Raw genomic sequence first — 13,891 nt, 5'->3', positions numbered from 1 at the left:
GTCAATTCTCAACGTCTCATTTGGCCTATTTCTGCCGCTGGCGAGAGGCAGCTACCGACTGTGGATTCAACCGGTGAACGCAACACACTGAACCCTGTGTAAAGGAGGAGTGTTGCAGATGAAGCAAAGACCTCGGATCTACTACACCGAAAGCCAGAAGGCCTTGATGTGGGATCGCTGGAAGGCAGGTGACTCGCTCCAGCAGATTGCGCAGCTGTTCGATCGGAACCACTCCTCGATCCAAGGGATTCTTGCGGAGACAGGGGGCATCCGCCCAATCGCCCGACGACGTTCCAGATTGGCGCTAACACTGGTTGAGCGCGAGGAGATTTCGAGAGCACTTGCTGTTGGCCAGTCGATTCGGCATATAGCGATGCGCCTGGAACGAGCTCCATCCACCATCAGCCGCGAGATCAGCCGTAACGGTGGTTGTCGAAGCTACCGTGCCAACCAGGCTGATCAGGCGGCATGGGACAGGGCTCGTCGCCCAAAGCTTTGCAAGCTTGTCCAGTCCCCAAAGTTGGCGCAGCTTGTTGCGGAGAAGCTTCAGATCCAGTGGTCGCCCGAGCAGATCGCTGGGTGGTTGAAGCGTACTTACCCGGACGTGGCCTACCAGGTGTCGCACGAGACCATCTACCGCAGCCTCTTCATCCAGGCCCGTGGCGCATTGAGGAAAGAATTACTGGAGTATCTGCGCCGTAGTCGTGCTATGCGCCGGTCACGTCATCACACCCAGAAAACCGGTAACCATGGCCGTATCAGCGATACGACTTCCATCAGCGAGCGGCCGGCCATCGTTGAAGATCGTGCAGTACCAGGACACTGGGAAGGCGATTTGTTGTGCGGCAGCAAAAACAGTCAGATCGTCACGCTGGTTGAGCGCCACAGCCGCTATGTGATGCTGGTGAAAGTGAATGGAAAGGACACCGAGACAGTGGTGAATGCACTGATCGAGAATGTTCAGCGATTGCCTCAGGAGCTCTACCAATCCCTGACCTGGGATCGAGGCAAGGAGATGGCTGCTCACAAGCGATTCACTCTGGCGACGGATATCCAGGTCTACTTTTGTGACCCACAGAACCCTTGGCAGCGCGGGACGAACGAGAACACCAACGGCCTGCTACGGCAGTACTTTCCGAAGGGAACTGATCTCTCGCTGTACTCGCAGGACGCGCTGGACAAGGTCGCTCGGCGGTTGAACGAGCGACCCAGAAAGACCCTGGGGTACTCGACCCCTGCCGAGTGTTTTAACCAGGCTGTTGCGTCGATCGGTTGAATCCACAGCCAGAAGCGGACGTTCTGAGGCCTGTGTAGTATCTATTGTCAATCTGCCCCACGAGAGCAACCTGATGTCTGGCCGCCTTTCGTTTTCATCCCACAGAGCCGCGCGAGATCTACGCGACGCCCGCTTGCTTATGGGCAAACGACTGAGCGCGCTGTGGCATGACCAATACTATTTCAATGGCGAGAAAGACCCAGGTTACGTGGGCTTTCTTGAGTGGTGCTTCGGCGAAGGTGAGGTTTTATCCATGTACCTCTTGAGTGATGGCGAGAGCGTTGGAGCGGACCCATTACCGCTTGATACGCCTGTCTCCTTCGAGATAGAGCCCAACGCTTCTTGCGCTTGGAAGAGAGAAAACCTCCTTGCTGGCTTATCGGCGGATCATCTGGAGGGAGCGATCGTTCGCGACGTCGAGGGGGTGCTCGATACTGCGACTGGACAGGAGTCTCGGCTGGTCGGATTTAGAGTTTCTTTTGAGACCGGTGACTACTTAGTCTTTCTGAACAACGGAGATGAAGCAGCCGTCCTCATCAACTCGCAGCCCTCACCGTGTCTCGGTATCGATACCCGCTTCGTAACATCTACCGAGTGACTGCTATGGGGCGGTAGCTGCCTCTCACCTGGGTAGCCATAGCCGGACATTCAGATGGTTTGTAACAGGCCATCCAACCAAACGAGGCATCTCTGCCTCGTTCTGAGTGCAGTCAGATTGCGGCTTGAATCTCCGGAACCGCGTCAAACAGATCGGCAACCAGGCCGTAGTCGGCGACCTGGAAGATCGGCGCCTCTTCGTCCTTGTTGATCGCAACGATCACTTTCGAGTCCTTCATGCCCGCCAGGTGCTGGATGGCGCCGGAGATGCCGGCCGCCACGTACAGCTGCGGAGCGACGATCTTGCCGGTCTGGCCGACCTGCATGTCGTTCGGCACGAAGCCAGCGTCAACGGCAGCACGGGAAGCACCGACGGCAGCGCCCAGCTTGTCGGCCAGGGCGTAGAGGATCTTGAAGTTGTCGCCATTGCCCATGCCGCGCCCGCCGGAAACGACGATCCTGGCAGCGGTCAGTTCCGGACGGTCGGACTTGGCCAGCTCTTCGCCAACGAAGGCAGACTTGCCGGCGTCAGCCGGGCCGGAAACGGCTTCAACAGCGGCGGAACCACCTTCGGCAGCGACGGCGTCGAAGCCGGTGCCACGCACGGTGATGACCTTGACGGCAGCCGAGGACTGCACGGTCGCGATGGCGTTGCCGGCATAGATCGGGCGCTTGAAGGTGTCGGCGCTGACCACGTCGGTGATCTCGGAAATCTGGTCGACGTCCAGCAGGGCGGCAACGCGCGGCAGGAAGTTCTTGCCGTTGGTGGTGGCGGCAGCCAGCACGTGGCTGTAGCCGTTGCCCCCACTCTCCTTTACGAGAGCTGCGATCAGCGGAGCCACATTCTCCGGCAGTTGGTGAGCATAGGCAGCGTTGTCGGCGACCAGCACCTTGGAAACACCGGCGATCTTGGCAGCGGCTTCGGCCACGCCACCGATGTTCTGGCCAGCGACCAGCACGCTGATTTCGCCGTCAATCTTCTGCGCGGCCGCAACGGTATTCAGCGTCGCGGCACTCAGCGCGCCATTGGAATGTTCTGCAACAACCAGGACTGCCATCAGATCACCTTCGCTTCGTTCTTCAGTTTCTCGACCAGTTCGGCCACCGACTTCACCTTGATACCGGCGCTGCGCGCAGCGGGCGCCTCCACCTTGAGCGTCTTCACGGTCGAGGCCGTGGAGATGCCCAACGCATCGGGAGTGAGGACGTCCAGCGGCTTCTTCTTCGCCTTCATGATGTTCGGCAGCGACGCGTAGCGCGGCTCGTTCAGGCGCAGGTCGGTGGTGACAATTGCCGGCAGGTTCAGGGCAACGGTCTGCAGGCCGCCGTCGATTTCACGGGTGACGTTGACCTTGTCACCAGCGACTTCGACCTTGGAGGCGAAGGTGCCCTGGGCGTAGCCGGTCAGCGCAGCCAGCATCTGGCCGGTCTGGTTGTTGTCGCTGTCGATGGCCTGCTTGCCGAGGATCACCAGCTGCGGCTGCTCTTTGTCGACAATGGCTTTCAGCGCCTTGGCAATGGCCAGGGAGCTCAGTTCTTCGTTGCCCTCACCCTTGACGGCCTCAACGAGGATGGCGCGATCGGCACCCAGAGCCAGCGCGGTACGCAGTTGCTCCTGTGCAGCGGTCGGGCCGACGGAGACCGCAACAATCTCGGTGGCGACGCCTTTCTCTTTCAGGCGCACAGCCTCTTCCACGGCAATTTCGCAGAAGGGGTTCATGGACATCTTGACGTTGGCGAGATCGACGCCGGAGTTGTCCGCCTTGACGCGAACCTTGACGTTATAGTCAACCACGCGCTTGACGGCTACGAGGACTTTCATCGGGGACTCCTGGAAAAAACCGGGCCTTGCGGCCCGGAACAAGGGGTGACTCTTTGGGGGGATGAACTCAGGCTACTTCCATCAGGCCGGCGAATGCCTGCAGGTGATGGTCGTCGTCGCCGAACTGGTGGCTGATCATCACCAGGTGCTTGGCGTAGTGCGAACCCAGGTACTCGTCGGTCAGGCCGATGCCGCCGTGCAGCTGGATGCATTGCTCGGAAATGAACCGCCCGGCGCGGGTAACGATGTACTTGGCGGCCGCCAGGGCGCGACTGCGTTCGGCGCTGTCGGGCTGGTCGGCGACGCAGGCGGCGAGGATCGCCATGCTGCTGGCCTGGTCCAGTTCGGCGCGCATATCCACCATGCGGTGCTGCAGGACCTGGAAGGAACCGATGGCGACACCAAACTGCTTGCGAGTCTTCAGGTACTCCAGGGACAGCTCGCAAGTGGCTTCCATGGCACCCACCGCCTCGGCACACTGCGCGGCGATGGCTCGACCCTGCTGGTAGCGCAGCGCGTCGAAAGCCTGGCCCGGCTCGCCCAGTACCTGCTCGCTGGCGATGAAGGCGCCGTCCAGATGCAGCTCGCAGGCTTTCAGGCCGTCGGCGGTCGGGTAGACGCGGCGCTTCACGCCGGCTTCGGCCGGGTCGAGGAGGAACAGGCCGATGCCCGGCTCGTCATGCTCGCCGCCGGCGACGCGGGCCGACACCAGGATCAGCTCGGCGCTGTGCCCGCCGATCACCGCGACCTTGCGCCCGGTCAGACGCCAGCCGCCGTTCACCGGCTCGGCGCGGGTGGCCACGCTGTTCAGTTCGTAATGGCTCTGCGGTTCCTCGAAGGCCACCGCCAGTTGCAGCTCGCCGCTGGCGACGCGTGTCAGCAGCTGGTCCTTCTGCGCGTCGCTGCCCAGTTGGGCCAGCAGGCCGCCGGCGAACACCACCGATTGCAGGTAAGGCTCCAGACACAGGCCTCGGCCCAGCTCGGTGTGCACCAGCATGCTGTCCACGCCACCGCCGAAGCCGCCGTAGGCTTCGGGCAGGGACACGCCGGTCAGGCCCAGCTCACCGAGCTGGCGCCAGAAGTCGGCGCTGTAGCCCAACTCGCTGCGTCGATAGGCCTCGCGTTGTTCGAATCCGTAAGCGTCACGTACCAGACGCGCGGCCGTGTCTTGCAGCATCTGCTGCTCTTCATTGAGTTTGAAGTCCATGGTCGGCTGCCTCTCAGAGTCCGAGGTTCACTTTGGAAACGATGTTCTTCTGGATTTCGTTGGAGCCGCCGTAGATCGAGAGCTTGCGCATGATGAAGTACTGGCTGGCGGCAGTAGCGCTGTAGTCGGTGTGCAGCAGGTCGCCCGAGCTGGCTTCCATTTCCTCTTCGAGGAACGGCAGCGCATAGGGGCCGACGGCCTTGCGCAACAGATGGGTGATCGCTTGGCGGATCTCGGTGCCACGGACCTTGAGGATCGAGCTTTCCGCGCCGCTGCCACCGCCTTCGCGGGCGGCGGCAAGAATGCGCAGATTGCTCATCTCGGCGGCCATCAGCTGCATTTCCAACTCGGCGATCTGCGCGCGGAACAGCGGATCGTCGATCAGCGGTTTGCCGCCCTTGCGCTCGCGTGCCGCGATGCCTTTGAGCTGGCGCAGCAACTGCTTGGAGAAGCCGATGCCGGCAAGCCCGGTGCGCTCGTGGGTCAGCAGGTACTTGGCGCAGGTCCAACCGTCGTTTTCCTGGCCCACCAGGTTGGCGACCGGCACCTTGACGTTGTCGAAGAAGACTTCGTTGACCTCGTGCTCGCCGTCCAGGGTGATGATCGGGCGCACGGTGATGCCGGGGGTCTTCATGTCGATCAGCAGGAAGCTGATGCCGCGCTGGGCCTTGGCCTGCGGGTCGGTGCGCACCAGGCAGAAGATCCAGTCGGCGTGCTGGCCCATGGTGGTCCAGGTCTTCTGGCCGTTGACGATGTAGTGCTCGCCCTCACGCACAGCGCGGGTCTTCAGGCTGGCGAGGTCGGAACCGGAACCCGGCTCGGAATAGCCCTGGGCCCACCAGTCGGTCATGTCGAGGATGCGCGGCAGGAAGTAGGCTTTCTGTTCCTCGGTGCCGAAGTTGATGATCACCGGGCCGACCATCACCGCGCCGAACGGCAACACGCGCGGCGCGCCGAAGATCGCGCACTCTTCCTCGAAGATGTACTTCTGCACCACGCTCCAGCCGGTGCCGCCGTATTCCACCGGCCAGAGGGAGGCATGCCAGCCGCGATCGTTCAGGGTGCGCATCCAGAAGACGTTGTCTTCCTTGGAAAGGCGCTTGCCGAGCTTGACCTTGGCGGCCAGTTCAGCCGGCAGCTTGTCGCGCAGGAAGGCCCGCACTTCCTCGCGGAAGGCCAGTTCTTCGGGCGTGTAGTGGATGTCCATCGAGGCGTTCCTCAGACCTGTTGTTCTTGTGGGCCGCTTTCACGGCGGGGTTCACTGTCGAGTATCGGGACGTGGCGCGGGGCTGGCTGTAGTTCGTTCGGACCAATTTCGGAGGGGATTTTCTGGCCGGCACAAGAAGCGAAAAGCCCGCACGGCAAGGCCGGGCGGGCTTTTGTCATTTGTAGGCGTTAGATCAGAGCGCTGCCTCGCTCCCAAGGAACGCCGTCACCTGGCTCGACAGCGTTCCTCCATTACCATGCAGCAGGGCGATATCAGCCTTCTTCAACTGTCGTGCACCTGCCTGGCCGCGAATCTGCGTCACCGCTTCGAGGATCAGGAACATCCCGTACATTCCCGGATGCACGCAGGACAACCCGCCGCCGTTGGTATTCACCGCTAGCTCGCCGCCGGGGGCGACGCGTCCGCCCTGGACGAAGCGCCCGCCCTCGCCCTTCGGGCAGAACCCGAGGTCTTCGAGGAAGAGGATGGTGTTGATGGTGAAGGCGTCGTAGAGCATCACCAGGTCGATGTCGGCGTGGCTCACGCCGGCCATCTGCATGGCGCGCGGGCCGCTCTCCGAGGCGGCGGTGACGGTCAGGTCCGGCATGCACACCACCGAACGGTGCCACTGCGCGCCGCCGGCGCCGAGGAAGTACGCCGGCTTGTTCGGCAGGTCGCGGGCGCGGTCGGCGCGGACCATCACGCAGGCGCCGGCACCATCGGTGACCAGGCAGCAGTCGGCGGCGCTCAGCGGGTCGCTGACCATCCGCGCAGCCAGCACGTCGTCCATGCTCAGCGGGCCACGGGCGAAGGCTTCCGGGTTGAGGTTGGCCCAGCCGCGCGCGGCCAACGCCACTTCCGCCAGTTGCTCGCGGGTGGTGCCGTACTGATGCATGTGCCGGCTGGCTGCCAACGCGTACGAGGTAATCGGGTGGCGCGGCTTGTAGGCCGTCTCGTGCCACTGCGGCTCGCTCATCGACACCAGCTTGCCACCGGCGGTGCGCTGGTTGGAGCCGTAGCAGATCAGCGCCACGTCGCACAGGCCGGCCTGCAGCGCCAGGGTGGCCTGCAGCAGGTGCCACTCGAAGCTGGAGCCACCGACGTTGGTACCGTCGACGAACCTGGGCTTGATGCCCAGGTACTCGCACACCGAGAGCGTCGGGAAGGCATGGGAACTGGAGGCGGAGAACACCGCGTCGACGTCGGAGAGTTTCAGCCCGGCGTCGGCGATGGCCTTCAGCGAAGCCTGGCCGAGCAGTTCCATGGCGCTGAAACCGTGGGCCTCGCCGATCCCGGCGCTGCCGATGCCGACGATGGCGGTCTTGCCGCGAAGGGACGCATTCATGCCCGCACCTCATCGATCACGTCGAACACCACGAGCGCCTGCCCGTCTTCCTCGATCACTCGCGCTTTCACCCGGCTGCCGATGGGCGCGGTCTCGCGGCCTTCGATACGCGCCATCATGCGTACGCCTTCGTCCAGGTCGATCAGCGCCACGTTGTGGCTGGCGTTGCGCGAGCGATTCACGGTGATGGCGTAGATGCGCCCGGTGCCGGCGGCTTCGACCCATTCCAGGTCGGTCTCGCCGCTGCCAGGGACCGCCACGCGCGGGTAGAACACGTGGCGGCCAGTTGCGGTGCTGCGCTGGATCATGAAACGGCCCTGCTGGAGGAACCGCTGGTACTGCACCTCCGGCCCGACGGGCGCGGCGGCTGGGAGATTCTCGGCCATGGCTGGCTCCTGGTTCATTGCGTCCGGCCGTGCAGGCTGCGCGTGTTGTTGATGAAGGTGCCCTTGCCGCGCGCCACCAGCTTGTCGCCGTCGAGCAGGTCGCAGCTGGCCACGCTGATGCTGCGGCCGAGCTTGTGGATCTGCACCCGGACTTCGATCCAGCGCCCCGGCAACGCCGGGCTCAGATAGTCCATGTCCAGGTTGATGGTGGCCGGTGGCAATTCCGTGCCGGCGGTCAGCTTGATCGCCGTGCCGAAGCCGGTATCGGCCAGGGTGGCGAGAAATCCGCCGTGGGCGATGCCCAGCGGGTTCAGATGCTCCTCAAGGATGCGTGCCGCCACCACGCGGCGCTCAAGGTTCACGTAGACGCCTTGGCAGTTGTTGACGAAGCCGGGGCGGGCCATCGGCAGGAAACCGGCTGGCACACCCTCCTCCAGGCGAGTCTCGGCGTTCATGCTTCGGCCCCCAGATAAGCCTGGGCGCGGCCCAGCGCGGCACGGCAGTCGCTGACCATGCGCTCCAGCAGTTCGGCGCAGCTCGGAATATCATCGATCAGGCCGACGCACTGCCCGGCGGTGACGATGCCGTCGTCCGCCGCGCCGCTCTCCAGCGCCGCACGGCCACGGGCGCCGGCCACCAGGTGGCGGATGTCCTCGAATTGCGCGTTGCCGCGCTTCTCGATGCTCACCACTTCCTCGGAGATCGGGTTGCGCAGCACCCGCGCGGTGTTGTGCAGGGTGCGGAAGATCAGCCGGGTATCGCGCTCCGTGGCGCCCAGCAGCGCGCGTTTGATGTTCTCGTGGATCGGCGCCTCCCGGGTGGCGCAGAAGCGCGTGCCCATGTTCACTCCTTCGGCGCCCAGGGCCAGGGCGGCGGCCATGCCCTCGCCATCGGCAATGCCACCGGACGCAATCACCGGCACCTGCAGGCGACGTGCCGCCAGCGGGATCAATACCAGGCCGGACACGTCGTCCTCACCCGGATGCCCGGCACACTCGAAACCGTCGATGGACACGGCGTCAACGCCCAGGCTCTGTGCCTTCAACGCATGGCGAACGGCGACGCACTTGTGGATCACCGTCATGCCGGCAGCCTTGGCCCGGGCGATGTACTCGCCGGGGTTGTTGCCGGCGGTCTCCAGCACTTTCACGCCGCTGGCGATGATCACGTCCAGGTAGCGCTCGTAGGGCGGCGGGTTGATCGACGGCAACAGGGTCAGGTTGACGCCAAAAGGCTTGTCGGTAAGGGTGCGGCAGCGCTCGATCTCGGCGGCCAGCGCCCCCGGCGTCGGCTGCGTCAGCGCGGTGAGGATGCCCAGGCCACCGGCATTGGAGACGGCGGCGGCCATTTCGGCGCGGCCCACCCACATCATGCCGCCCTGGATGATCGGGTAGCGGATGCCGAGCAGTTCGGTAATGCGTGTTTTCATGGGGTTGCTCCGCGTTTCACTGGTCGAAGACGATGACCGAGCGCGCCAGTTCGCCCCGGCGCAGCTCGTCGAAGCCCTGGTTGATCTGCTCAAGATCGATGCGCTGGGAAATCAGCTCGTCGAGTTTCAGCCGGCCCTGCAGGTAGAAGTCCACCAGCCTCGGCAGGTCCACCGGGAAGCGGTTGGAGCCCATGAACGAGCCCTGGATGCGCCGCTCGGCCAGGAAGTCCAGGCCGCTCAGCTCCAGCTTCACGCCGGGCTTGATCATGCCGATCACCGTGGCGCTGCCGCCGCGCGCGAGCATGGCGAAGGCCTGCTCGGCGGTCTGCTTCAGGCCGATGCACTCGAAGGCGTGCTGCACGCCGCCACGGGTCAGCTCCTGCACCTGCTGCACGGCGTCGCCATCGGCGGCGTTGATCACGTCGGTGGCGCCGAAGGTCTTCGCCAGTTCCAGCTTGGAGTCCAGCCGATCAATGGCGATGATCCGCCCTGCCCCGGCCAACGCCGCGCCATTGATGGTCGACAGGCCGATGCCGCCGCAGCCGATCACGGCAACGGTCTCGCCCGGCCGTACCTGGGCGGTATTGAACACTGCGCCGGTGCCAGTGATCACCGCGCAACCGAGCACGGCAGCGCGGTCCAGCGGCATGTCGCGGCGGATGGCGACGCAGGCGTTCTCGTGCACCAGCATCTGTTCGGCGAAGGCCGAGAGGTTCATGAACTGGTTCACCGGCTTGAGGCTGGCGATATCGCTCAGGCGCGGCGGCTCATCCTTGCCGCGCTTGGTTTCCGGCGACACGCACAGCGACAGGTGCCCGGACACACAGTGCGGACAGTGCCCGCAGAAGGCCGAAAGACAGGTGACGACGTGGTCGCCCGGCTTCACCGAGCGCACTTCCGGGCCCACCTGCTCGACGACGCCGGCGGCCTCGTGGCCGAGGATCACCGGCAGCGGCCAGGGATAGGCGCCCTCGATGAAATGCAGGTCGGAATGGCACAGGCCGACGGCGCGGGTGCGGATCAGCACCTCGCGCGGGCCGGGCTTGCCGATGGCGACCTCTTCGATGCAGAGCGGCGTGCCCGGTTGGCGCAGTACAGCGGCTTTCATGGCGGCTCCTCAGCGGGTGATCATGGCGGCGACGGCCTGGCGCACCGGCTCGACATAGGGTGGGCGCATCAGGTCCGGGCCGTCGGCGGGCTTGAACACCGCCTTGGCGTGGCTGAAAGTGCGGAAGCCATCGCGGCCGTGGTAGGCGCCCATGCCCGAGGGGCCGACGCCACCGAAAGGCAGGCTCTCGACGCCGACGTGCTTGATCACGTCATTGAGGGTCACCCCGCCGGAAGTGGTGCGGCGTAGCACCAGCGCCTGCTCGTCGGCATCGCTGCCGAAGTAGTACAGGCCCAGCGGACGCGGGTGCGCGTTGATGTAGTCAATAACCTCGCCGATGTCCTTGTACGGCTTTATCGGCAACAGCGGGCCGAAGATTTCGTCCTGCATCACCTTCAGCGCGTCGCCGGGGTTGCGCAGCAGGGTCGGCACCAGTTTGTGCCCGGTTTGCGCGGCGAAGTCCTCGCCGACAGGGTTCAGTTCGATCAGTTCAATGCCGGCGGCGCGCGCTTCGTCCAGGTAGCCCTGCAGGCGCTGCTGGTGGCGGACGTTGATCACCGAGGTGTAGTCCGGGTTGTCGCGCAGGCTCGGGTAGATGCGTGCGACCGCTTCGCGGGCGCTGGCGATGAAGTCGTCCAGCGACTCCTCTGGGACGAACACGTAGTCCGGCGCCAGGCAGATCTGCCCGGCGTTGTGCAGCTTGCCGGCGATGATCTTCTGCACCGCGGCCTGGAAGTCGGCCGAGCGGGAAATGATGGTCGGCGACTTGCCGCCCAGTTCCAGGGTCACCGGCACCAGGTTCTCGGCGGCGGCGCGCATCACCTGGCGGCCGATGCTGGTGGCGCCGGTGAACAGCAGGTGGTCGAAGGGCTGGGCGCAGAACGCCTGGCCGACTTCCGGCCCGCCGGTTATCACCGCGACTTCGTCTTCGGCGAACACCGAGGCGATCATCCGGGCGATCAGTTCCGAGCTGTGCGGGGTGAACTCCGAGGGTTTGATGATCGCGCGATTGCCCGCGGCCAGCACCCCGGCGAGGCCGGTGAAGACCATGTTCACCGGGAAGTTCCACGGCGTGACGATGCCCACCACGCCCAGCGGCTGGTACTCCACCCACGCCTCGCCGCGCTCGCAGTGGCGCGATTCGGGCTGCATCCAGGTGGCGAGCTGGGCCTTGGTCAGCTTCAGGCTCATGAGCGGCGAGAGCACTTCCACCACGCGGGAGAAGTCGTCGCTGCGCTGGCCGAAGTCGGCGCGCACGGCGGCGATTATCTCGTCCTGATGATCGACCAGCAGGTCGATGGCGCGGTCGATCAGCTCGATGCGCCGCTCTGCGCTCATCGGTTCACTGGACAGGTGCGCGGCGCGCTGGCGGTCGAGCACGGCGCGGATGGCGGCGCCGGGGCTGGTCTGGGTCATGGGGGTCTCCTGATGGACTCTTGTGGTTATTCGTCGTCGAGCCGGGTCGGCCACTGGTAGTGCGGGGCTTCCTTGCGCAGGAAGCGCGCGGAGGCTTCCTTCACGTAGCCGGACGTGAGCGCCACGGCCTGGGCGGCGGCTTCGGCATCGAGCTGGGTGGCCAGGTCGTTCTCGAAGCTGCGGGCCAGCAGGCGCTTGCTCATGGCGAAGGCCGGCGGCGACATTCGGGTCAGCGCACAGGCCAGCTCCTCGGCGCGTTCAACGGCGCGCGAGCCTTCGTGGGTTTCCAGGGCGATGCCCAGCTGTACGGCTTCGGTGGCGCCGATCTCGCGGGCGGAATAGATGATCTCGCGGGCGCGCTGCATGCCGACCAGGCGCGGCAACAGCCAGGAGGCGGCCAGGTCCGGCACCAGGCCGATGCGGGCGAAGGCCATGCAGAAGCGCGCACGCTCGCTGGCGATGACGAAGTCGGCGGCCAGCGCCAGGCTGAAGCCGGCGCCGTAGGCCACGCCGTCCACCAATGCGACCACCGGGCGATCGAAGTCGGCCAGGGCAGCGAGCAGGCGGTTGGTCTCCGCCATGCGCATGCGTACCGCGCCGGCTTCGGGCGTGCCGCCCATGCTGCTGACGTCGCCGCCGGAGCAGAACGCCCCGCCAGCGCCGGACAGCAGCAGTGCGCGCACCTCCGGGTTGCGGCGCAGGGCGGTGAGCGCGTCGATCAGTTCGGCGACCATCACCGTGGACAGAGCGTTCTTGCGCTCCGGATTGGCCAGCGTCAGGCGCGCCAGTCCGTCTTCGATGCTGAGTTCGATGCTCGACATGCGTACCTCGCAGCAGGCATCCCGGCGGGAATGGCCGGCCCGCACGCGGCGGCCCGGCCCACCCGCATCACAGGGTGCGGGCGATGATTTCCTTCATGATTTCGTTGGAGCCGCCGAAGATGCGGCCCACCCGTGCGTTGGCGTACATCCGCGCGATGGGGTACTCGAGCATGTAGCCGTAACCGCCGTGCAGCTGCAGGCATTCGTCGATCACCTTGCAGTTCTGCTCGGTGCTCCACCACTTGGCAATCGCCGCGGTCTCGCCGGACAGCTCGCCCTTGAGCACCTTGACCATGCAATCGTCGACGAAGGCGCGGGCGATGGTGGCGATGCTCTTGCACTCGGCGAGCCTGAAGCGGGTGTTCTGCAGGTCCAGCAGGGTCTGGCCGAACACCTTGCGGCTGCGCACGTATTCGGCGGTCTCTTCCACCGCGCGCTCCATGGTGGCCAGCGCGCCAAGGGCGATGATCATGCGTTCCTGCGGCAGTTGCTGCATCAGCTGGACGAAGCCCTTGCCCTCCTCCGGGCCCAGCAGGTTACTGGCCGGCACGCGCACGTCGTCGAAGAACAGCTCGGTGGTGTCCTGGCCCTTCTGGCCGATCTTTTCCAGGATGCGGCCACGGCGGAAGCCGGCCAGGTCCTTGGTCTCGACCACGATGATCGAGGTGCCCTTGGCACCCTTCTCCGGGTCGGTCTTGGCCACCACCAGGATGAGGTCGGCGTGGTAGCCGTTGGTGATGAAGGTCTTCGAGCCGTTGATCACGTACTCATCGCCGTCGCGCACGGCGCGGGTCTTGATCGCCTGCAGGTCGGAACCGGCGCCCGGCTCGGACATCGCGATGGCGCCCACCAGTTCGCCGCGGGCCATCTTCGGCAGCCAGTCGAGTTTCTGTTCCTCGCTGGCATAGCGCAGCAGGTAATGCGCGACGATGCCGCTGTGCACGTTGGTGCCCAGGCTTGTGCACATCGCCCGGCTCTGCTCCAGGGTGACGATGGCGTCGTGGGCGAAGGTGCCGCCACCACCGCCGTACTGTTCAGGGATGCTCGGCAGCAACATGCCGAACTCACCGGCCTTGAGCCACATGTCGCGGTCGATGTACTGCTGCTTCCACCAGCGCTCCTCATGAGGCACCAGCTCGTTGGCGATGAAGCGGCGGATGGAGTCCTGGAAGATCACCAGGTCGTCGGTGATCCACGGCGATTGAGTGGCGCTCATGGCGGCTCCTCGGCAAGCGATTCAGAAAGAAGGCCGGCCGCACGGGGCGGCCGGCAAAGGG

General features: G+C 65.0%; 14 protein-coding genes. 2 read left to right on the top strand and 12 right to left on the bottom strand.

The window, feature by feature from the left end; all coding sequences use genetic code 11:
- The first annotated feature begins 118 nt into the window (after positions 1–118).
- Both AC1ZV1_RS12385 and AC1ZV1_RS12380 read left to right on the top strand, forming a co-directional pair.
- On the top strand, positions 119–1,276 hold the full coding sequence (locus tag AC1ZV1_RS12385; RefSeq protein WP_484297553.1) for an IS30 family transposase: 1,158 nt from the start codon (positions 119–121) through the stop codon (positions 1,274–1,276).
- Positions 1,277–1,349: 73 nt separating this feature from the next.
- On the top strand, positions 1,350–1,874 hold the full coding sequence (locus tag AC1ZV1_RS12380; protein WP_484296972.1) for a hypothetical protein: 525 nt from the start codon (positions 1,350–1,352) through the stop codon (positions 1,872–1,874).
- Positions 1,875–1,986: 112 nt separating this feature from the next.
- Here the strand turns inward: AC1ZV1_RS12380 and AC1ZV1_RS12375 are convergent, their stop codons facing one another.
- The 12 genes from AC1ZV1_RS12375 to AC1ZV1_RS12320 form a co-directional block, all read right to left on the bottom strand.
- On the bottom strand, positions 1,987–2,931 hold the full coding sequence (locus AC1ZV1_RS12375; RefSeq protein WP_484296971.1) for an electron transfer flavoprotein subunit alpha/FixB family protein: 945 nt from the start codon (positions 2,929–2,931) through the stop codon (positions 1,987–1,989).
- The gene (locus AC1ZV1_RS12370) at positions 2,931–3,695 is read right to left on the bottom strand and encodes an electron transfer flavoprotein subunit beta/FixA family protein (RefSeq protein ID WP_484296970.1); all 765 of its coding nucleotides are present in this window, start codon (positions 3,693–3,695) and stop codon (positions 2,931–2,933) included. The genes AC1ZV1_RS12375 and AC1ZV1_RS12370 overlap by 1 nt, the downstream gene beginning before the upstream one ends.
- 67 nt (positions 3,696–3,762) lie before the next feature.
- Complete coding sequence (locus tag AC1ZV1_RS12365; RefSeq protein WP_484296969.1) at positions 3,763–4,902, bottom strand: acyl-CoA dehydrogenase family protein; 1,140 nt, start codon at positions 4,900–4,902, stop codon at positions 3,763–3,765.
- Between the two features lie 13 nt (positions 4,903–4,915).
- Entirely contained in the window at positions 4,916–6,109 is a 1,194-nt protein-coding gene (locus AC1ZV1_RS12360; RefSeq protein WP_484296968.1) for an acyl-CoA dehydrogenase family protein, read from the bottom strand.
- 193 nt (positions 6,110–6,302) lie between these two features.
- Positions 6,303–7,454, bottom strand: a complete 1,152-nt coding sequence (locus AC1ZV1_RS12355) for a thiolase (protein ID WP_484296967.1) — start codon at positions 7,452–7,454, stop codon at positions 6,303–6,305.
- On the bottom strand, positions 7,451–7,840 hold the full coding sequence (locus AC1ZV1_RS12350; RefSeq protein ID WP_484296966.1) for a Zn-ribbon domain-containing OB-fold protein: 390 nt from the start codon (positions 7,838–7,840) through the stop codon (positions 7,451–7,453). The genes AC1ZV1_RS12355 and AC1ZV1_RS12350 overlap by 4 nt, the downstream gene beginning before the upstream one ends.
- Positions 7,841–7,854: 14 nt before the next feature.
- Positions 7,855–8,295: a PaaI family thioesterase gene (locus tag AC1ZV1_RS12345; protein WP_484296965.1), complete on the bottom strand. Its 441-nt coding sequence runs from the start codon at positions 8,293–8,295 to the stop codon at positions 7,855–7,857.
- Complete coding sequence (locus tag AC1ZV1_RS12340; protein ID WP_484296964.1) at positions 8,292–9,269, bottom strand: NAD(P)H-dependent flavin oxidoreductase; 978 nt, start codon at positions 9,267–9,269, stop codon at positions 8,292–8,294. The genes AC1ZV1_RS12345 and AC1ZV1_RS12340 overlap by 4 nt, the downstream gene beginning before the upstream one ends.
- Positions 9,270–9,285: 16 nt before the next feature.
- The gene (locus AC1ZV1_RS12335) at positions 9,286–10,377 is read right to left on the bottom strand and encodes a Zn-dependent alcohol dehydrogenase (RefSeq protein WP_484296963.1); all 1,092 of its coding nucleotides are present in this window, start codon (positions 10,375–10,377) and stop codon (positions 9,286–9,288) included.
- A 9-nt stretch (positions 10,378–10,386) separates the two neighbouring features.
- The gene (locus AC1ZV1_RS12330) at positions 10,387–11,793 is read right to left on the bottom strand and encodes a coniferyl aldehyde dehydrogenase (protein WP_484296962.1); all 1,407 of its coding nucleotides are present in this window, start codon (positions 11,791–11,793) and stop codon (positions 10,387–10,389) included.
- A 26-nt stretch (positions 11,794–11,819) separates the two neighbouring features.
- The gene (locus AC1ZV1_RS12325) at positions 11,820–12,614 is read right to left on the bottom strand and encodes an enoyl-CoA hydratase/isomerase family protein (protein ID WP_484296961.1); all 795 of its coding nucleotides are present in this window, start codon (positions 12,612–12,614) and stop codon (positions 11,820–11,822) included.
- Positions 12,615–12,681: 67 nt separating this feature from the next.
- The gene (locus AC1ZV1_RS12320) at positions 12,682–13,830 is read right to left on the bottom strand and encodes an acyl-CoA dehydrogenase family protein (protein ID WP_484296960.1); all 1,149 of its coding nucleotides are present in this window, start codon (positions 13,828–13,830) and stop codon (positions 12,682–12,684) included.
- Between the last annotated feature and the right edge of the window lie 61 nt (positions 13,831–13,891).

Source organism: Pseudomonas sp. BB438, assembly GCF_057180225.1.
Note: the sequence above shows the minus strand (reverse complement) of the source record. Positions and strands in the feature narration are given on the sequence as shown.